At 36.3% G+C, this 19,690-nt stretch carries 25 protein-coding genes; 14 read left to right on the top strand and 11 right to left on the bottom strand.

What is annotated here, in order from left to right; genetic code table 11:
• Positions 1-22 precede the first annotated feature (22 nt).
• The 5 genes from RNZ47_RS13850 to RNZ47_RS13830 all read right to left on the bottom strand — a co-directional run bounded on the left by RNZ47_RS13850 (position 23) and on the right by RNZ47_RS13830 (position 3,126).
• Complete coding sequence (locus tag RNZ47_RS13850) at positions 23-793, bottom strand: hypothetical protein (protein ID WP_311941365.1); 771 nt, start codon at positions 791-793, stop codon at positions 23-25.
• 317 nt (positions 794-1,110) lie between these two features.
• On the bottom strand, positions 1,111-1,497 hold the full coding sequence (locus RNZ47_RS13845; RefSeq protein WP_311941362.1) for a rhodanese-like domain-containing protein: 387 nt from the start codon (positions 1,495-1,497) through the stop codon (positions 1,111-1,113).
• 10 nt (positions 1,498-1,507) lie between these two features.
• Positions 1,508-1,825: a rhodanese-like domain-containing protein gene (locus tag RNZ47_RS13840; RefSeq protein WP_311941359.1), complete on the bottom strand. Its 318-nt coding sequence runs from the start codon at positions 1,823-1,825 to the stop codon at positions 1,508-1,510.
• 128 nt (positions 1,826-1,953) lie between these two features.
• Complete coding sequence (locus RNZ47_RS13835) at positions 1,954-2,574, bottom strand: thioredoxin family protein (RefSeq protein ID WP_311941356.1); 621 nt, start codon at positions 2,572-2,574, stop codon at positions 1,954-1,956.
• A gap of 6 nt (positions 2,575-2,580) precedes the next feature.
• Positions 2,581-3,126 carry a TlpA family protein disulfide reductase gene (locus RNZ47_RS13830; RefSeq protein ID WP_311941353.1) on the bottom strand — a complete coding sequence of 182 codons (546 nt, stop codon included), beginning with the start codon at positions 3,124-3,126 and terminating at the stop codon, positions 2,581-2,583.
• A gap of 280 nt (positions 3,127-3,406) precedes the next feature.
• Here RNZ47_RS13830 and RNZ47_RS13825 point away from each other — a divergent pair, with 280 nt between their 5' ends.
• From RNZ47_RS13825 to RNZ47_RS13785, 9 genes are all read left to right on the top strand, one after another.
• Positions 3,407-4,804: an anthranilate synthase component I family protein gene (locus RNZ47_RS13825; protein WP_311941350.1), complete on the top strand. Its 1,398-nt coding sequence runs from the start codon at positions 3,407-3,409 to the stop codon at positions 4,802-4,804.
• A gap of 452 nt (positions 4,805-5,256) precedes the next feature.
• On the top strand, positions 5,257-5,820 hold the full coding sequence (locus tag RNZ47_RS13820) for an anthranilate synthase component II (RefSeq protein WP_311941347.1): 564 nt from the start codon (positions 5,257-5,259) through the stop codon (positions 5,818-5,820).
• Between the two features lie 3 nt (positions 5,821-5,823).
• The gene (gene trpD / locus RNZ47_RS13815) at positions 5,824-6,816 is read left to right on the top strand and encodes an anthranilate phosphoribosyltransferase (RefSeq protein WP_311941344.1); all 993 of its coding nucleotides are present in this window, start codon (positions 5,824-5,826) and stop codon (positions 6,814-6,816) included.
• The gene (gene trpC / locus RNZ47_RS13810) at positions 6,813-7,595 is read left to right on the top strand and encodes an indole-3-glycerol phosphate synthase TrpC (protein ID WP_311941341.1); all 783 of its coding nucleotides are present in this window, start codon (positions 6,813-6,815) and stop codon (positions 7,593-7,595) included. The genes trpD and trpC overlap by 4 nt, the downstream gene beginning before the upstream one ends.
• 111 nt (positions 7,596-7,706) lie before the next feature.
• Positions 7,707-8,396 (top strand): phosphoribosylanthranilate isomerase, encoded by a 690-nt coding sequence (locus RNZ47_RS13805; RefSeq protein WP_311941338.1) that lies wholly within the window; start codon positions 7,707-7,709, stop codon positions 8,394-8,396.
• Positions 8,397-8,476: 80 nt separating this feature from the next.
• The gene (trpB, locus tag RNZ47_RS13800) at positions 8,477-9,658 is read left to right on the top strand and encodes a tryptophan synthase subunit beta (RefSeq protein WP_311941334.1); all 1,182 of its coding nucleotides are present in this window, start codon (positions 8,477-8,479) and stop codon (positions 9,656-9,658) included.
• Between the two features lie 382 nt (positions 9,659-10,040).
• Complete coding sequence (trpA, locus tag RNZ47_RS13795) at positions 10,041-10,805, top strand: tryptophan synthase subunit alpha (protein WP_311941331.1); 765 nt, start codon at positions 10,041-10,043, stop codon at positions 10,803-10,805.
• 5 nt (positions 10,806-10,810) lie between these two features.
• Positions 10,811-11,026, top strand: coding sequence for a hypothetical protein (locus RNZ47_RS13790; RefSeq protein ID WP_311941328.1), 216 nt, complete (start codon positions 10,811-10,813; stop codon positions 11,024-11,026).
• Positions 11,026-11,478, top strand: coding sequence for a tRNA (cytidine(34)-2'-O)-methyltransferase (locus tag RNZ47_RS13785; protein WP_311941325.1), 453 nt, complete (start codon positions 11,026-11,028; stop codon positions 11,476-11,478). Before RNZ47_RS13790 ends, RNZ47_RS13785 begins: the two co-directional genes overlap by 1 nt.
• A gap of 67 nt (positions 11,479-11,545) precedes the next feature.
• Here RNZ47_RS13785 and RNZ47_RS13780 read toward each other — a convergent pair whose 3' ends face one another.
• Positions 11,546-12,451 carry a TIGR01777 family oxidoreductase gene (locus RNZ47_RS13780; protein WP_311941321.1) on the bottom strand — a complete coding sequence of 302 codons (906 nt, stop codon included), beginning with the start codon at positions 12,449-12,451 and terminating at the stop codon, positions 11,546-11,548.
• Positions 12,452-12,795: 344 nt separating this feature from the next.
• Between RNZ47_RS13780 and RNZ47_RS13775 the strand changes: the two genes are divergently transcribed.
• The 5 genes from RNZ47_RS13775 to RNZ47_RS13755 all read left to right on the top strand — a co-directional run bounded on the left by RNZ47_RS13775 (position 12,796) and on the right by RNZ47_RS13755 (position 16,373).
• On the top strand, positions 12,796-13,350 hold the full coding sequence (locus RNZ47_RS13775) for a YeeE/YedE family protein (protein ID WP_311941318.1): 555 nt from the start codon (positions 12,796-12,798) through the stop codon (positions 13,348-13,350).
• Between the two features lie 2 nt (positions 13,351-13,352).
• Positions 13,353-13,766 (top strand): DUF6691 family protein, encoded by a 414-nt coding sequence (locus tag RNZ47_RS13770; RefSeq protein ID WP_311941315.1) that lies wholly within the window; start codon positions 13,353-13,355, stop codon positions 13,764-13,766.
• Complete coding sequence (locus tag RNZ47_RS13765) at positions 13,767-14,561, top strand: sulfite exporter TauE/SafE family protein (RefSeq protein WP_311941311.1); 795 nt, start codon at positions 13,767-13,769, stop codon at positions 14,559-14,561.
• 126 nt (positions 14,562-14,687) lie between these two features.
• Positions 14,688-16,100: an MBL fold metallo-hydrolase gene (locus tag RNZ47_RS13760; RefSeq protein WP_311941307.1), complete on the top strand. Its 1,413-nt coding sequence runs from the start codon at positions 14,688-14,690 to the stop codon at positions 16,098-16,100.
• 3 nt (positions 16,101-16,103) lie between these two features.
• Positions 16,104-16,373 carry a heavy-metal-associated domain-containing protein gene (locus RNZ47_RS13755; protein WP_311941304.1) on the top strand — a complete coding sequence of 90 codons (270 nt, stop codon included), beginning with the start codon at positions 16,104-16,106 and terminating at the stop codon, positions 16,371-16,373.
• Positions 16,374-16,514: 141 nt separating this feature from the next.
• On the opposite strand, the gene RNZ47_RS13750 is transcribed toward RNZ47_RS13755, so the two are convergent.
• The 5 genes from RNZ47_RS13750 to RNZ47_RS13730 form a co-directional block, all read right to left on the bottom strand.
• Positions 16,515-16,790: an ATP-dependent Clp protease adaptor ClpS gene (locus tag RNZ47_RS13750; protein WP_311941300.1), complete on the bottom strand. Its 276-nt coding sequence runs from the start codon at positions 16,788-16,790 to the stop codon at positions 16,515-16,517.
• Between the two features lie 68 nt (positions 16,791-16,858).
• Positions 16,859-17,695 carry a 50S ribosomal protein L11 methyltransferase gene (gene prmA, locus RNZ47_RS13745; RefSeq protein WP_311941296.1) on the bottom strand — a complete coding sequence of 279 codons (837 nt, stop codon included), beginning with the start codon at positions 17,693-17,695 and terminating at the stop codon, positions 16,859-16,861.
• Between the two features lie 132 nt (positions 17,696-17,827).
• Entirely contained in the window at positions 17,828-18,577 is a 750-nt protein-coding gene (gene tpiA / locus RNZ47_RS13740) for a triose-phosphate isomerase (protein ID WP_311941293.1), read from the bottom strand.
• A gap of 82 nt (positions 18,578-18,659) precedes the next feature.
• Positions 18,660-19,142, bottom strand: a complete 483-nt coding sequence (locus RNZ47_RS13735) for a TlpA family protein disulfide reductase (RefSeq protein WP_311941289.1) — start codon at positions 19,140-19,142, stop codon at positions 18,660-18,662.
• A 67-nt stretch (positions 19,143-19,209) separates the two neighbouring features.
• Positions 19,210-19,653, bottom strand: coding sequence for a hypothetical protein (locus RNZ47_RS13730; protein ID WP_311941285.1), 444 nt, complete (start codon positions 19,651-19,653; stop codon positions 19,210-19,212).
• Positions 19,654-19,690: the final 37 nt, after the last annotated feature.

Below are 19,690 nucleotides of genomic sequence, written 5' to 3'. Positions count from 1 at the left end.
AGAGCCTTATTAAAAATGGTTGTTAATGACCGCTCATTTTAGGATTATACATCCATATTTCGTCCCAGGAATCGGCAAAAGTTCTGTTGGCCATATCTAAAAACATTTGCCAATTTCCTTCGCCGTGTACTTTTTCAAAAGTCTTTTTGAAATTGTTCTCATCTTCGTCAAATTCGGTCCAGTTTTTATAAAAACTTACCGAAGCCACATGGCGCCCTAAATTACCTTGTCTGAACTCGTTATAATACAAGCCCCAAGGGTTATCGCCTTCCATAGCTTTAACGGTTTCACTTACATATTTGTAAAACTGATTGACCGATGACACATGATCCTTTTCAATCTCGCCAACTCTTACAAATAAAAGCGGATGAGTAATACTTTCTCCTGCTAACATGCTGGTATTAGATAGTTTATCGTTTTGTGTCCAATACTCAATGGTATGCATTTTTTTTATGTACGGCATCACGTTATCCCTCCAATCTTCATCGTGTCCGCCTTCGCCTGGGCGTGTATCGTTATGCTTAAAATTCATTGGTCCCATTTGCCAGATAATCTTTCCCGAATTGGGTCCGGAAACTATATTGTAAACGGTGGCATTATACGGTGCTTTTTTATGGTATTGCGCATTGTGTTTTCTCATGTTTTCCGATAATACTTTTAATTTAGTATTATCAGGAGTTAACAAAATGTTTTCCCACATAGTATACGATTTGTCTTCTTGGGCATTTGCTGTTACCGCGGCACTAAATACCATGGCAATAACAGCCAGTACTGAAATTGTTTTTTTAATCATAATTAAAATTATTTGGTTGGTTAATAACTATATATCTATTATATAGTGTGCTATTAAAAATGATTTAGGAGAGTTTGATTTTTATAATAAATGAAATAAATCATTTAAGATGAAGGCTCACTATTTGGAGTGAAGTAAATATACTAAATATTTGTGTATGAATAGATTTTATAAAAAAGAGGCTGTCAAAAAAGTCTATTGAATTTAATTTGTCAGGTTGAGCTTGTCGAAACCGATCTTGATTATCAATAAGTAAAATATTTCGACAAGCTCAAGATGACATGGAAAGAGACTTTTTAGACAGTCTCTTTAAAAGCTTACTGTGTTTTAAAACCTTCTTGTTTCCATTTTAGTATGCCGCCCTCTAAATCGTATATTTCGGTAAAACCGGCTTCCTGTAGCTTTTTGGTGCTGTTGGCACTTCTTTTTCCCGAACGGCAGTATACAACGATTGGTTTTTCTTTGTCTAATGTTTTTATGTCTTCTGTAAAAGTAGATGACAAAAAATCTATGTTTTGAGCATTTTCAATATGGCCTTCTTTAAATTCCTTTGGGGTTCTAACATCAATTAACTGCACGTTATTTAACTCTAAAAGGGTTTGCACCTCTTTTGCCCAAACCACTTTGGCTTCAGTTTTTTTATTACACCCAATAAGCGTTACTCCCAGAAATAGAAATACGATGCCGACTACTGCTTTTTTCATTTTAAAATTTTTAATCTAAATCTACCAAATCGCCTTCCCATTCCAAAATACCACCTTCAAGATTATAGGCGTTCTCAAAACCCAATTGCCCCATAATACTGCAGGCTTGCCCGCTTCTGTTACCAGATCTGCAATACACATAATAGTTTTTATCTTTGTCGAGGGCTTCAATCTCATCTACAAATTCCTGTCCTTTATAGATATCGATATGAATGGCGTTTTTAATAACTCCATCGGCTACCTCATCATCTGTTCGCACATCAATAATAACTGCGTTATCATCGTTCTCTAATTGCGATACCCACTCGTCTTGACTTAAATGTTCCATTTCTTTTAATTTAATTTCTGCAAATTTAATACATCCGATTAAATAATGATTGAAAAAAAAATCCGAAGTACAAAACTCCAGATTATAATATTTTTATTTTCGCTTTCGCGGAAATCTTAATTATTCATTTAAGCTTTAATTGAACAACCAATTGCTTTGGTTTCGGTATGCAATATCTCTTCACCGTTTAACAAAGCATCAACAGCATCCTCAACATATTTGGTTTTTACTGCCGAAGCATCTTTGTAATTATCGTCAATGGCTCCTATGTATTCAACAATGTTTAAACCATCTCCTTTTTGCAAAATAAACACATGGGGCGTTTTTGTGGCTCCAAACTTTGGGTAAACCGTTTGCTGCGCGTCAATTAAGTACGGAAACGTAAAGCCCTTTTCTTTGGCGCGTTGTTTCATGGCCTCAAAACTATCACCGGGTTGCACGCTGGTATTGTTGGGCATAATGGCAATTACGGGGTAACCTTTGCTGGCGTATTTATTGTTTAAGGCATTAATTCTGTCTTCATACATCACGGCGTATGGGCAGGTGTTGCAGGTAAATATAACAATGAATCCTTTGGCGTCTTCGTAATCTGCCAAGGATACCATATTACCATCAATGTTTTTAAGTGAAAAATCTTCGGCAACGTTGCCTATTTTATAGCCCGTATCATTATTTGATTTTGCCAGTGTAAAAGCACTCACAATAAGCACAACGACCAATGCCGAAATTAATTTGATTGTCTTTTTCATCTTATTCTATTTTAAGAATTTATTGACTTCTGCCTCTAGTTCTTCATAATTAAACGGTTTCTCAAAAAATTTACGCTCCTCATTTTTATAAATAACCGTTGCCGGAATTGATCCGGACCAACTCTCGTCTACCTTTGGAATCCATGAATTCATATCGGCATCATCCAAAGCAATCACTTTAGATTGTAGTTGTTTTTTCTTTATGAATGGCTTTAATTTTTTTTCGTACAAATGCGGAAAATCCAAACTCACCAAAATAACCTCTACATTTTTATTGCTGTATTCCGTATTTAGTTTTTCAAAATATGGCAACTCTTTAATACAGGGCGCACACCAAGTTGCCCAAAAATTTATCACGTAAATTTTATTGTCTTTTTTATGTAAAAACTTCTCGAAACCCGCAAAGTCATAAACTTCTAAATTTATGTCTTTTTCATCCGAGCTACTTACCACTTCATTTTTAGCGGTATTAATAGCAACTTGGGATTTCTTGTTTTTATTGGCGCAACTAACCGTTATTAGTATCGCAAAAATTAGCACTTTAAATTTCATAAGCATAAAAATAAATAATTGTTTGTTGTAAATATTACAGTTTAACAAACATTTAAATAAAAAATCGACCAAAGTTTTGTGTAATATTATTTTCATTTCTATATTTGACCTCCCGATAGCCATTGGGATAAAACAAAAATAATGAATACAATTTTAAATCATACTTGGTGGTGGTGCTTTTCAAACTTACGTTCGTGAAGTAAATCCTTAGTGTATTTAAAATTTAAAAATATCAAAAAAAGGCTTGTCGTTCACGACAAGCCTTTTTCAATTTAAAACTATGTACCAGCTAACAACACATTACAAAAAAATTCTTGCAGACACCATTACACCTGTGAGTATTTATCTTAAAATTAGAGATAAACACCCAAACAGTATTCTGTTGGAAAGTAGCGATTACCATGCCAACGACAACAGTTTTTCGTATATCTGTTTTAACCCCATAGCGTCAATTAAAGTTGAAAACGAGGTTATTTCGCAAACCTTTCCCGATGGTAGTTCGGTATCAAAAAACATAGACAACACAACAAATGTATCAGAGGAAATCCATCAATTTACAAAACGATTTAAGGCAGATTCTTCTGAAAAATTCAAATTCATTAACAACGGGATTTTTGGCTATATCGCTTATGATGCCGTTAGGTATTTTGAAGATGTAGATATTTCAAGAAAAGAAAATTCAATCGCAATCCCCGATGTTTATTATGCGGTATATCAAAACATAATCGCTATAAATCACTTTAAAAACGAAGCTTATATTTTTGCACATTGTTTTAATAACGAAAGCAATATTGATGCTATACTTCATCTGATAAAAGCTAAAAACTTTGCGTCATACAATTTTAAATCAAACGGGGAAATCACATCAAATTTAACCGACAACGAGTATAAAACCCATGTAGAATTAGCCAAAAAGCACTGTGCTAGGGGCGATGTGTTTCAATTGGTATTATCAAAAAACTTTCAGCAGGAATTTAAAGGCGACGAGTTTAATGTGTATCGGGCATTACGCAGTATAAATCCATCACCATATTTGTTTTATTTCGACTATGGAAACTTTAAGATATTTGGCAGTTCGCCCGAAGCACAACTCATTGTAAGCGACGGAAAAGCCGAAATCCACCCCATAGCCGGAACTTTTAAACGCACCGGAAACGATTTAAAAGATGCCGAATTGGCCAAACAATTGGCGGTTGACGATAAAGAAAATGCTGAACACGTGATGCTTGTAGATTTGGCACGAAACGATTTAAGCCGCAACGGCAGCCACGTAACTGTCGATACGTATCGCGAAGTGCAATTCTTCTCGCACGTTATCCACTTGGTAAGTAAAGTTACGGGGCAAAAGCACAAAGAAACCTCAACCATGCAAGTGGTGGCAGACACGTTTCCTGCCGGCACTTTAAGCGGTGCTCCAAAGCACCGTGCGATGCAACTCATTGAACAGTACGAAAAAACAAGTCGTACCTTTTACGGAGGCGCCATTGGGTTTATGGATTTTGAGGGCAACTTTAATCACGCCATCATGATTCGTACATTCTTAAGTAAAAACCATAAATTACATTGGCAAGCAGGTGCCGGATTAGTATCGAAATCCAACCCGGAAAACGAACTGCAGGAAGTGTACAATAAATTGGGCGCGTTAACAAAAGCTATCGAATTGGCAGAAAATATATAATGAGTTATGAGTTATGAGTTATGAGTTATGAGTTAGGAGTTATGAGTTATGAGTTATGAGTTAGGAGTTATGAGTTATGAGTTATGAGTTATGAGTTATGAGTTATGAGTTATGAGTTATGAGTTATGAGTTATGAAAAATGAAAAACTAATTTGGTTTATAAAAAGAATATCGTAAAATGACAACACCCAATTTCCGACGCAGTCGGAATCATCAATCTGCAGAAATAATGAGTGAAGGAATGAAGATGCAAAGCGAAGCTTTAAGCACGAAATTCCGAGAACGAATGATCCGCAGGGATTTCCTCAGATTGATTTGATTTTTTGGTTCGTTTTGTATCAAGACAAAATGAACAGAAATAAAGTTTTAAAAAAAAGTTTTTTTAATAAAACGGAAAAATATTTGAAATAATTTAAAAAGATTTCCGCCTTCGCGGAAATAAAAAGGGGCTTATGAAAGTATTAGTTATAGACAATTACGACAGTTTTACTTACAATTTGGTTCATTATTTAGAAGATTTAAACTGCGATGTAACCGTAGTTAGAAACGATAAATTAACCTTACAAGATGTTGAACCTTTCAGCAAAATCGTATTATCGCCAGGTCCAGGGATTCCGGATGAGGCAGGTTTGCTAAAAGCCATAATAAAAAAATATGCACCTACAAAAAGCATCTTGGGCGTGTGTTTAGGCCAACAAGCTATTGGCGAAGTTTTTGGTGGTTCAATTATTAATTTGGACGAAGTTTATCATGGTGTTGCAACCAAAGTAAAAATAACTGTTGACGATGAACCTTTATTCGCTGGTTTAGAAAAAAACATGGAAGTTGGTCGTTATCACTCATGGGTAGTTAATCCAAATTTACCTGACAGTTTAGAGGCCACTTCTTTTGATGAAAACGGACAAGTCATGTCGTTACGGCACAAAGTATACGATGTAAAAGGTGTACAATATCACCCAGAATCGGTGTTGACTCCAAACGGAAAACAAATTCTTAAAAATTGGATTAATTCTTAAGCCATGAAACAACTATTAAACCGATTAATAAATCACGAAAACATATCCAGCGAAGAAGCTAAACAAGTTTTGGTAAACATATCAAACGGTATGTATAACCAAAGCCAAATCGCCTCATTTTTAACCGTTTTTATGATGCGCAGCATTACCCTCGAAGAGCTTCAAGGTTTTAGAGATGCCCTTTTAGAATTATGTATTGCCATCGATTTAAAAGATTTTAATGCTGTGGATTTATGTGGAACGGGTGGCGACGGAAAAGACACCTTCAACATATCCACGCTATCTTCATTTGTATCAGCCGGTGCAGGTATTAAAGTTGCAAAACATGGTAATTACGGTGTGTCTTCCGCTTGCGGTTCTTCAAACGTTATGGAACATTTAGGGATTAAATTTTCAAATGACGAAGATTTTTTAAAACGTTCCATCGACAAGGCAGGAATTTGTGTTTTACACGCACCATTATTTCATCCAGCTATGAAAAACGTAGCGCCCATCCGTCGAGAATTGGGCGTAAAAACATTTTTCAATATGTTAGGTCCCATGGTAAATCCATCGTTCCCAAAAAATCAAATGGTTGGTGTTTTTAATTTGGAATTGCAACGTTTGTATGGCTACTTATATCAGCAAACCGATAAAAATTACAGTATCGTGCATGCTTTGGATGGTTATGACGAAATATCTTTAACAGGAAAAACAAAAGTGATTTCAAATCATTCCGAAACCCTTTTTGCGCCTGAGGATTTAGGCGTTCCCCAAATAAAACAAGAATCTATTTTTGGAGGGAACACCGTTGATGATGCTGCTAAAATATTTGTGAATGTAATAAGCGGAAAAGGCACCGAAGCCCAAAATAATGTTGTTTGTGCCAACGCCGGTTTAGCCATTGCCACCACAAACCAAATAAGTCATAAAGAAGGGTTTGAATTGGCCAAAGAATCGTTGCTTTCCGGTAAAGCAAAAAATAGTTTAGACACATTAATTGTATTAAGTAAATGAACATTCTAGATAAAATAGTAATCGATAAACGCAAAGAAGTTGATTTAAAAAAAGAATTAATTCCTATTGACATATTTGAAAGAACACCTTATTTTGAAAGAAAAACTATTTCACTATCAAAAAAATTGAGAACAAGTCAAACAGGGATTATTGCAGAATTTAAAAGAAAATCGCCTTCAAAATCTGTAATTAACAATACGGTCAACATTGAAGATGTAGCTATGGGTTACGAGCATGCAGGCGCTTGCGGAATGTCGGTTTTAACCGATGAAATCTATTTTGGTGGTTTCCTTGACGATTTGATTATTGCCCGCGAAAACTGTAGCTTACCATTGCTGCGCAAAGAATTTATTATAGACGAATACCAAATTCTCGAAGCCAAGGGTTTTGGTGCAGATGTTATCCTTTTAATAGCTGCTATTTTAACGAAGGCCGAAATCAAGCAATTTTCAGAATTGGCAAAAAGTCTAAATTTGGATGTACTTTTGGAGGTGCACAACGAAGAAGAATTGCACAAATCCATCATGCCCAGTTTAGACATGTTGGGTGTTAACAACAGAAATTTAAAAACCTTCGATGTCAGTTTAGAAACAAGCAAAACATTAAGTACACTCATTCCTAACGATTTTGTAAAAATATCAGAAAGTGGCATTAGTAGCATTGAAGCTATCAAAGAATTAAAACCTTATGGTTATCAAGGCTTTTTAATAGGCGAAAACTTTATGAAAACCAATAACCCCGGAGCGAGCGCAAGTCAATTTATTAAAAGTCTCCTCTAACTCCTCCAAAGGAGGAGAACTATTACTTTTATGAATAAAAAGAAAAAACGTATCGCGCAATCAATTCCCTCTCCTTTGGAAAGGGCTAGGGTGAGGTTTAAAGTCTGCGGTATGAAATATCAAGATAATATCACACAAGTTGCGGCATTGCAACCTGACTATCTTGGGTTTATTTTTTATGAAAAATCTGCAAGGAATTTCGATAAAAACCAAATTCCGGAATTACCTCAATCAATAAAAAAAACAGGTGTATTTGTTGATGCCGAATTAGATTTTGTATTAGAAAAAATAAAAGCACATAACTTACAGGCCATTCAATTACATGGTAACGAATCGCCGGAATATTGTAACGCGTTAAAACGTCATTACGAGGAGAGTACCGACGAAGTAATCTCATCAAAAGAAACAGATGGCTTCTGCTTAGAAAAAAAGTCTCGCAATGACGAAAGTTTCGAAATCATCAAAGTATTCTCAATCAAGGATGAGTTTAATTTCGATATATTAAATCCTTATGAAGCTGTTTGCGATTACTTTTTATTCGACACCAAAGGCAAGTTACCAGGAGGCAATGGCTACACTTTTGATTGGAATGTTTTACGCGATTACCCTTCAACCAAACCCTTCTTTTTAAGTGGTGGCATAGGACTGAATCAAATTGCAGACCTTAAAAAGTTTCAACAAAGCGAAGCCTCAAAATATTGTTACGCAGTAGACCTAAACAGTAAATTTGAAATAGAACCCGGATTAAAAGATATTGAAAATTTAAAAGCATTTAAAAATAACGTCATTACGAGGAGCTAAGCGACGTGGTAATCTTTTTATAAGAAACAGATTGCCACAACTTTTTTCAAAAGTTTCGCAATGACGAAAAGTAAATTAATATGAATTACAACGTAAACGAAAAAGGCTATTACGGCGAATTTGGAGGCGCATTTATCCCAGAAATGCTATACCCAAACGTCGAGGAATTGCGCCAAAATTACCTTAAGGTCATGGCCGAACCAGAATTCCAAAAGGAATTCAATCAATTGCTTAAAGACTATGTTGGTCGCCCATCGCCGCTGTATTTTGCAAAGCGTCTTTCAGAAAAATACAATACCAAAATCTATTTAAAACGCGAGGATTTAAACCACACAGGCGCACATAAAATAAACAATACCATAGGCCAAATCCTTATGGCCAAACGATTGGGCAAAACCAGGATTATTGCCGAAACCGGTGCCGGACAACACGGTGTGGCAACCGCTACCGTTTGTGCCTTAATGGGTCTTGAGTGCATTGTATATATGGGCGAAATCGATATTGCGCGACAAGCGCCAAACGTTGCCAGAATGAAAATGTTGGGCGCCAAAGTGGTTCCTGCTCGGTCTGGTAGCCGCACCTTAAAAGATGCCACCAACGAAGCCATCAGAGATTGGATAAACAACCCCGTAAACACGCATTACATTATTGGTTCGGCTATTGGCCCACACCCTTATCCGGATATGGTTACGCGATTTCAAGCCGTAATTTCGGAAGAAATAAAATGGCAACTCAAAGCGCACGAAGGCAGAGAAAACCCCGATTATGTCGTGGCCTGTATTGGCGGTGGCAGTAATGCGGCCGGCACATATTACCATTATTTACATGAAAAAGATGTAAAGATAATTGCTGTTGAAGCTGCTGGTTTGGGCGTAGATTCTGGCGAAAGTGCCGCCACTTCGGTATTGGGTAAAGAAGGCATTATTCACGGTTGCAAGACACTTTTAATGCAAACCAGCGACGGCCAAATCACAGAACCCTATTCCATTTCGGCAGGCTTGGATTATCCGGGTGTTGGCCCCATGCACGCGCATTTATGTAAAACGGGACGTGCCGAATTTATGGCCATTACCGATGATGATGCGATGAAAGCAGGTTTGGAACTATGCAAACTGGAAGGCATTATTCCGGCTATTGAAAGCTCGCACGCTTTAGCTATTTTCGAGCAGAAAACCTTTAAGCCAAACGATGTTGTTGTGGTGAGTTTATCCGGTCGCGGTGATAAGGATTTAGAGAATTATATTGATTATTTTAAGATTTGAGTTTTGGGCGTTACCACAAGGGTCGGGCTTTCCGCTATATCTTTTGCAAAAAAGCAAAAGGATGCCGCTGCAATCCCTAACGCAAAACCAGTACTAATTTAAAATTAAGAAAACTATAAACTTGAGATTAGAAAAAAATTAACAAAAAGTAAAGCCCCAAGTTCCGACGCAGTCGGAATTATCAATCTGCAGAAATAATGAGCGAAGGAATGAAGATGCAAAGCGAAGCTTTAAGCACGAAATTCCGAGAGCGAATGTTCCGCAGGAATTTTCTCAGATTGATATGATTTTTTCGTTCGTTTTGCATCAAAGCAAAATGAACAGAATGAAATAAAAAAAGATTAACTAAAAACAGATTCCTGCCTTCGAAGGAATAACAAAAATGAACAGAATAAATCAAAAATTACAAGAAAACAAAAAGTTACTATCTATATACTTTACGGCAGGTTACCCCAACCTTGACGATACCGCTCCCATTATTCAGGATTTAGAAAAAAATGGTGTGGATATGATAGAAATCGGGTTGCCCTTTAGCGACCCATTGGCCGATGGTCCCACCATTCAAGCCAGTTCTACGCAGGCTTTAAAAAATGGCATGACCACCAAAGTGCTTTTTGAGCAATTAAAAGACATTAGAAAAACTGTTAAAATCCCTTTGATTATTATGGGGTATTTTAATCCCATATTTCAATACGGTGTTGAAGCGTTTTGTGAAAAGTGCAAGGAAATTGGAATTGACGGTTTAATTATTCCGGATTTGCCGGTTGATGTGTACCACGAAAAATATCAGGCGATTTTTGAAAAATACGGATTGATAAATGTATTTCTTATCACGCCACAAACCAGCGACGATCGTATTAAATATATCGATTCCATTTCAAACGGATTTATATATATGGTAAGTAGCGCCAGTACCACGGGTGCGCAATCGGGGTTTGGCAACGTGCAAACACAATACTTTAAGCGCATAGCGGATATGCGTTTAAAAAATCCACAAATTATAGGTTTCGGGATAAGCAATAACGACACATTTACTCAAGCTACGCAATACGCCAAAGGTGCCATTATTGGGAGTGCTTTTGTAAAGCATGTTACCCATGAGGGCATAAAAACCATTAACAAATTTGTGAATTCTATTCTAAATTAAAAACATTGAAGATTTTTAAGGATTTTAAAATCGTGCTATTACTCTGTTTAACATTGGGGCTTGCACCTTTTTTTCCTGAGCCACATATTTGGGGAAAATTAAAATGGTTGATTGGAGGTGCACAAGGTATGCAGCTCATGGATTGGTTTGACGTATTATTACATGGCTTCCCGTTTGTATTATTAATTAGGTTAATTGTATTAAAAATCATCAAAAAATAATGCCACTTAACATTGTTTTAATAGAACCCGAAATACCCAATAACACAGGTAATATTGGCAGGTTAGCATTAGCTTCATGTTCAAATTTACATTTAGTAAAACCTTTTGGTTTTGAGATTGACGATGCGCGGTTAAAACGGGCTGGTTTGGACTATTGGCAACATTTATCGGTTACTTATTACGACAATATTGAACAATTCTTCGAAATAAATAAAGATGAAGACATGGTGTTTTTATCGAGCCATGGCACCCGAAACCATTGGGATATGCCTTTTAAAGATAATCTGTTTTTAATCTTTGGGAAAGAGTCGGTTGGTTTGCCACAATCTATTATTGAAAAGCATAAAAATCAACTTTTTAAAATACCTTTATATAGTGAACATGTTAGAAGCTTAAATTTAGCAAATGCCGTAAGTATTGTGGTTTATGAAGGCCTTAAGCATCTACAATAATTTAGGTTTGAGCTTGTTACAAAAAAACGTTGTCTTCGGTAAACGTTGAATATAAACCACTTGATTTTCAACCCAACAAATCCTCCAAAGCAGGTTGTAAATGGTATGCTTCAAATTGGAATCCTTTATCCTCAATTTTTTTTGAGCTTACACGCTGGCTATGAAACAATAAAGTATGCATGTCGCCTAAAACGAGTTTCATAAAAAACTTAGGGATATTTGGTAAAAACAAAGGCTTGGCCAATACGTTAGCCATAGTTTTTGTTAACTCTAAATTGGGAACCGGGTTTGGCGCCACACCATTATAAACGCCACTCAATTGGTGCTCGATAACATATAAAAATATGCGGGCCAAATCGTTAATATGTATCCACGATTGCCATTGCTTTCCACTGCCAAAAGCGGCACCCAAACCAAATTTTATAGGTTTTACCATTTCTTGTAAAGCACCACCTCTGTTTGATAATACCAAACCAATTCTAACTTTTGAAACATTAATGTTCACTTTCGAAAATCCATCAACGGCAAATTCCCATTGTTGCACAACATCGCTTAAAAACGAATCATCAAAATCTTTAAAAGATTCATCGTAATAATTAATCAAAGAATCGGGATAAATACCAACAGCGCTTGCCGAAACTACTTGTTTTATACTATGTGTTTCGCCTTTTAAAGCGTTTATTAGTAGTTGTGTGCCATCAATTCTACTGGAAAGAATTTCTTTTTTATATGCTGGTGTCCATCGTTTTGACACGGTTGCACCGGCTAAATGGATAATGGCGTCAACCGCATCAAAACAATTTGTGTCTATATCTTGTGTTTTAGGGTTCCAATAAAACCCTCGATAATTTTCGTTGTTTTCTATTTTGGATTTACTGGTGGTCAAGTAGTTTACGGCAATATTTTTATCATGACAAAGCTTAACAATCTCCTGCCCTATTAATCCTGTTGCTCCTGTTATTAAAATGCGCATATATACTTTTTATATAAATTTACAAAATGTTAATCCTATTGACTATACATTTATATTTGGTTTAACAGATTTAACGGGGCTTTAACTTTTAAACCTTGCTAAGTGGGGTTCCGTCAAAATAGCTGAATCGTTTTTTAACATCGTAATTGCGAATATACAACGAAGCTTTCTGTCTGAAATGGCATTAAAGCTTAAGTTTGGTTCAGGCGGGTTTTAATAAAGGTACTGCCGCATGGCATAACGCAACACCTGCATAGTTAGCAAAAAATTATAATAGATTAACTATGGTATATTACAAGGTAAAGCTATAAATAAAATTATCTTTGCCTTTTTAACTCATATTTATGGAATACATTTTAAACCCATGGCCTTGGTATGTATCGGGCCCGTTAATTGCCATGGTTATGGCATTATTGCTTTATTTTGGAAAGACATTTGGTATGTCGTCAAACCTAAAAACCTTGTGTACCATTGGTGGCGCAGGTAAGTTTTCAGATTTTTTTAGGTTCAATTGGAAAGATCAAATTTGGAATTTAGTTGTTGTATTAGGCGCTATTATTGGCGGGTTTATTGCTACACATTACCTATCAAACGATGCGGTTACCAATTTAAATCCGCAAACCATTTCCGAACTCCAAAGTATGGGATTTCAAAATGCCGGAGCCACATTGGTTCCAAACGAAGTGTTTAGTTTAGACACATTAAACACAAAAAGTTTACTGCTTTTAATTGTTGGCGGCTTACTTGTTGGTTTCGGCACGCGTTATGCCGGTGGCTGTACTTCGGGGCATGCTATAACCGGATTGAGTAGTTTACAAAAACCTTCTTTAATTGCTGTAATTGGCTTTTTTATTGGCGGATTAATTATGGCTAACCTGCTTTTACCTTTAATTTTTTAGTTATGAAATTTTTAAAATTTCTATTGATCGGTGTTTTCTTCGGAATTGTGTTAGTTAAATCCGAAGCCGTATCGTGGTACCGTATTTACGAGATGTTTCGCTTTCAGTCCTTTCACATGTATGGCATTATAGGAACCGCTATTGCATCCGGTATTCTGTTTTTGCAAATCTCAAAAAAAGGATATATCAAAAGCATTAAAGGCTCAGCTATTTTTGTAGCTAAAAAAGACAGCGGATTTATCAGATATATTATTGGCGGCACCATTTTTGGCTTAGGTTGGGCGCTTATTGGCGTATGCCCAGGGCCCATGTACATATTATTGGGCACTGGTGTTTACAGCATGCTTATTGTAATTGCTGCAGCTCTATTAGGCACATTTATTTACGGTGTTTTAAAAGACAAACTACCGCACTAAATGGATACGACACAAATCCTAGGATACATTGGCGCTTTAATAGTTGGTTTGGTTTTGGGACTAATTGGTGGAGGCGGCTCTATACTTACCGTACCTTTATTGGTATACCTTTTGGGCTACAACCCTATTATTGCCACGGCGTATTCTTTATTTGTTGTGGGCACGACTTCTATGGTTGGCACCTATCAAAAATTCAAGGAAGGACTGGTCGATTTCAAAACCGGATTAGCCTTTTCGTTCCCATCGTTTATTGCGGTGTATCTATCGCGTAGATATTTGGTTCCTGGAATTCCAGATACCCTTTTTAGTTTTGGCAATTACACTTTAACCAAGGAAATGGGCATTATGGTTTTTTTCGCCATCATTATGCTATTGGCTTCCTATTCAATGATTACAAACAAAAAGGAAGCGGACCTGATTGCCGAAAAACAAGCGTATTACAAAACCTTTATTCAAGGGTTGGTCATCGGAACCATAACAGGAATAATCGGTGCAGGTGGAGGTTTTCTGTACGTGCCTGCGTTGGTGCTTTGGGCAAATATTCCAATGAAAAAAGCTGTGGGAACCTCCTTGATCATAGTTACCATTAATTCCTTAATCGGGTTTACCGGCGATATTCAAACCATCGAAATCGAGTGGCTGTTTTTACTCACTTTCACTTTTATTTCGGTTATCGGGATTGTTATTGGCGTGTTTCTTTCAAAATTCATAAGTAGCAAAAAGCTTAAAAAAAGTTTTGGTTTTTTTACGTTAATTATGGCTTTTTATATCATCTATAAAGAGACCAATTTATAAAAGTGACATAAGTCACAATTCAAATCATTTAGGTTTTATATTTTTGAATGATTTTTTATATTGAAATAATATTCGCAGAGTTTATCTCAAGCGATGGCCGAAGGGCAGAAATGAAAAGTTAATAAAATGAAGATAGAACAAATTTACACGGGCTGTTTAGCTCAAGGTGCCTATTATATTGAATCTGATGGCGAAGTAGCCATTATTGACCCCTTGCGCGAAACACAGCAATATGTTGATAAAGCCAATAAAGAAAACGCCAAAATCAAGTATGTTTTTGAAACGCATTTTCACGCGGATTTCGTTTCAGGGCATATCGATTTGGCAAAAAAAACAGGAGCCACAATTGTTTTTGGTCCTAGTGCAAAAACCGATTACGATGCCTATATCGCAAAAGATAACGAAACGTTTAAACTAGGTAAGGTAACTATAAAAGTATTGCACACTCCGGGGCACACTTTAGAGTCTGCCACCTATCTTTTAATTGATGAAGACGGAAAAAACCATGCTATTTTTTCGGGAGACACTTTGTTTTTAGGCGATGTTGGACGACCGGATTTAGCCATAAAATCAGACCTTACAAAAGAAGATTTGGCAGCCATGTTATACGATTCGCTTCGCCATAAAATCATGCCTTTAGAAGATGATGTTATTGTTTATCCAGCGCACGGTGCAGGTTCGGCTTGTGGTAAAAATTTAAGCAAGGAAACCGTTGGCGTTCTTGGCGAACAGAAAAAAACCAATTACGCTTTGCGTGCAGACATGACCAAAGAGGAATTTGTAGAAGAAGTACTTGATGGCATTCCGCCGCCACCGCAATATTTTGCAAAAAACGCAATGATGAACAAATCGGGATACGATGCTTTTGAAACCGTTTTACAGCAGGGCGATGTGGCTTTAAATGCCAAAGATTTTGAAACGATTGCCAATCAAGAAGGCGCATTGGTACTTGATGTTAGGCATGAGAAAGATTTTGTAAAAGGCCATATTCCAAACTCTATTTTTATTGGTATTCATGGTGGATTTGCACCATGGGTTGGGGCGTTGATTACCGATTTAAAACAACCCATTTTACTGGTTACCCCAAAAGGCAAGGAAAAAGAAACCGTAACGCGACTCTCTCGTGTGGGCTACGACAACACTTTGGGCTATTTAGATGGCGGTATTGAAGCTTGGCAAGCAGCCGGAAAAGAGGTGGAAACCATTGCATCTATTTCAGCGGAAACATTTTCAAAACATTTTAAAAATGAAAACACAAACACGCTGGATGTTAGGAAAGATGGTGAATACAAATCCGAACATTTAAAAGGCGATAATGTACAGCACTTCGCATTGGATTTTATCAATGATAACATGAATGCCATTGACAGCAAAAAAACCTATTACATCCATTGTGCCGGGGGTTATCGTTCGGTAATTGCGGCATCTATTTTAAAAGCCCGCGGATTTAATAATTTAGTTGATATTGCCGGTGGTTTCGGAGCGATTAAAAACACCGATTTACCAACAACAGATTTTGTTTGTCCCACTACCTTATAAAAAATGAAATCAACTTTAAAAATACAAAACCTTAAATGTGGCGGTTGCGCCAGCACTATTGTCAATCGATTGGGTGACTTAAATGATATATCAGAAATCAAGGTTGATAATACCAACGATTCTGTTTCTTTTAATTACGAAAACGAAGATAATCTTGAAAAAGCAAAAGCTCTATTAACTAAACTTGGCTATCCAGTAGTTGGCGATAAAAACGCCTTAACTACCAAAGCGAAATCTTTTGTGAGTTGTGCAGTAGGGAGGATGGGTAAATAACAAAATAAGGCTGTGTAAAAGTCAAATTTAATGTCATATTGAGCTTGTTGAAATATTTTTAACTTATTGATAATCGAGATCGGTTTCGACAAGCTCAACCTGACAAATTAAATGGAAAGGACTTTTTAGACAGCCTCTTTTTTATACAATTTCGGCGCTTAAACCCGCTTCCAAAAGTAGGGAACAGCGTGGTTTTAAGTCATTATACTCCCCTGTTTTAACAGTGCATTTGCCTTTGTAATGTACAAGTATTGCACATTGTTCGGCCTGTTCTGGTGTATGCTCACAGGCATAGATAAGCGTCTCGATAACATGATCGAAGGTATTAACATCGTCATTGAACAATACAATTTCATTTTGAGTAACTACTTCTTCCTTTAAAAGTAATTCTTCTAATGTTTTTTCTTTTGTACTCATAAGTCTGTTATCTCGCAGGCATTTCCCTTAAGGGAAAGCATTGCTTATTTATTGATTAATTTATACTACTAATTTAAAAATTTTAATGAAACCCAATTGTTTCTTTCCAATTTTTCTGCAAATTTTAACATATACTTTTCGCACTCTGCCTGTATAATAGAAATGTCATCGGCATAAAATCCGCTTAAAAACAGCATCCCGTTTTTGTTTAAACATGCCGTGTAAGTTTTCATGTCTTGCAACAAAATATTCCGGTTGATGTTGGCAATAATTATATCGTACTTTTTGTTTTTTAACAAATTCGCATCGCCTTCTAAAACGGTAATGTTTTTACAATTATTACGCTCGACATTCTCAAGGCTGTTTAGGTAACACCAATTATCGTAATCTATAGCATCAATGGGTTTTGCGCCTTTTATTTCGGCTAAAATGGCCAAAACGCCCGTACCACAACCCATATCCAAAACCGATTTATCTTTAAAATCGTTGTTTAAAATATGTTGAATCATCATGTGCGTGGTTTCGTGATGCCCAGTGCCGAAACTCATTTTGGGTTCTATAATGATATCGTATTTGGTATTGGGTTTTTGGTGAAATGGTGCACGAACCGAACACAAATTATCAACAACAATAGGGTTGAAATTCTTTTCCCACTCTTCGTTCCAGTTGGTTTGCTCGATATCTTCAAACGTATAAGAAATCTCAAACTCATCGGAATTCAATATTTGAATATCATCAAGAATATCTTTTTGCCATTCTTTTTTTTGGATGTAGGCCGTAACGCCATCTTCGTTTTCTACAAAACTTTCAAATCCGGCGTAACCCAATTCTGCAATTAGGATTTCGGTTACTGGTTGTATTGGTTTTACTTTAAAATAATAGCCTATATATATTGAATTTGACATTGGCATTGGTATTTATTTTGGCGGATAAGCGCGTTAGCGATTGCAGTGGCATCCTTTTTTGAGGTACGAGAAAAAGATATAACGGAAAGCGCGACCCCGATTTTTGATCGGGGTAACGCCCAAAAAAATATTTTAAAATGCGTTTACAATAGCAAAAAAGTCGTCTGCCTTGAGTGCCGCACCGCCAATTAAGCCGCCATCGACATCTGGTTTTGAGAAAATTTCTTTGGCATTGTTGGGTTTACAGCTTCCGCCGTAAAGGATAGATACACTGTTGGCTAAATCGTTTCCGTATTTATTTGCTAATGTTTTTCTTATAAAGGCGTGCATGTCTTGGGCTTGCTCTGGGCTTGCCGTTTCGCCGGTGCCGATGGCCCAAACGGGTTCGTAGGCCAGCACGATGTTTTTAAACGCATCGGCATCTAAATGAAATAGGGCGTTCTTAATTTGGTTTTCGACCACGTGCTCTTGGTTGTTGGATTTTCTATCGGCCAACTCTTCACCAAAACAGAAAATAACACGCATGTTGTTTGTCAAGGCCGCATCGACTTTTTTGGCCAATGTTTCGTCGGTTTCGTTAAAGTAGGCACGACGCTCGCTATGACCCAAAATAACCGTTTTAACACCCACACTTTTTAGCATAGAGGCACTGATTTCGCCTGTGTATGCACCACTTTCGGCATAGTGCATGTTTTGCGCTATAACCTCGATATTGAAATCTCTTAAGCTGTTATAAGCTTGCCATAGGTTAGTTGCCGCTGGAGCAATCATAACTTCGGCGTTGGTTGTTTTGTTTTGTGCTTTTAAAGCTGTAATTAGAGTTTCGGTTTGAGATAAATCGTTGTTCATCTTCCAGTTTCCTGCTACAATTTGTTTTCTCATCAGAATGTGTGTTAAATGTTATATTTTGAAGTGATTGTATTTATTGTCTGAATAAAATCTTATCGTTATTTAGGCAAAAATACTATTTTTTTATGGCTTCAATTAATTTATCGTCGTCGGCTTTTACGGCTTTAAATAATTCTATGTTTCCAGTTTTATTTATTACCATATATCTAGGAATCCAATCTAAATTTACAAAATCGCCAAAAGCGCCTTTCCAACCGGACTGCATAAAGTAGTGTTCGCCGTTAACATTGTATTTTTTAATACCTTTTTTCCATGCATTCTGGCTTTTATCCAATGATAAAAACACATAAACCGCCTCTTTGTATTCGGATTGCAATGCCTTTACTTTTGGCATGCCTTCTAAACAGTCTTTACACCACGATGCCCAAACATCGATAACGATTGTTTTGCCTTTGTGGGTTTCTAAAATATCCTTGAAAGCTATATTGTTGCCTTCTAAAGTTACGAAGGTATCGTTTAACGCTTCCTCAGAAAATTGAGTTGGCACTTCTGTATTGCAACTAAATACACTGAATAATAAGATTAGGGTATAGATCATTTTTTTCATTTTTATTTGAATCAAGGTTTTTTATGGAATAGCAATTAATATTAATTATTCGAGTTGATTAATCTTTATCTAAATCCAAGTAATAAAGTTTTGCTGCTTCTTGAATTTCATCATCCAAATTATCGTCGAGGGCATAAGAAAATAACACCCATTTTTTATTTGGTTTATAGAATTTAAAAATAAATCTGATCGGTTGTCGGTCATACTTTACAAGATACGAGTACAATACAAAGCTTTCAGAGAATTTTTTGGTTGTTATAATTTCATATCCGTAGTATTTACCCATATAACTTTCAGTGAAACCATTAACTGTTCCAATAACTTTATCAATGTTATCTTTTACTCGCTCAGTCCATATATTAGTCGCATATAAATCTTTTACAGCTTTACCTGCATCTTTTTCATATGTATTAAAAAAAGTATCAATCAAATCCTGTGGACTCGATTGAGCTAATAAATTTCCTGTTGTTGAAATCAGTATAACAATAAATAGTTTTCTCATGTTAGTTATATTCTTTAAAAAAATTTTAATACTTGAT

Origin of the sequence: Hwangdonia seohaensis (assembly GCF_031932625.1) — a bacterium.
Classification (GTDB): domain Bacteria; phylum Bacteroidota; class Bacteroidia; order Flavobacteriales; family Flavobacteriaceae; genus Hwangdonia; species Hwangdonia seohaensis.
This window is presented reverse-complemented; position numbering and strand designations above follow the sequence as displayed.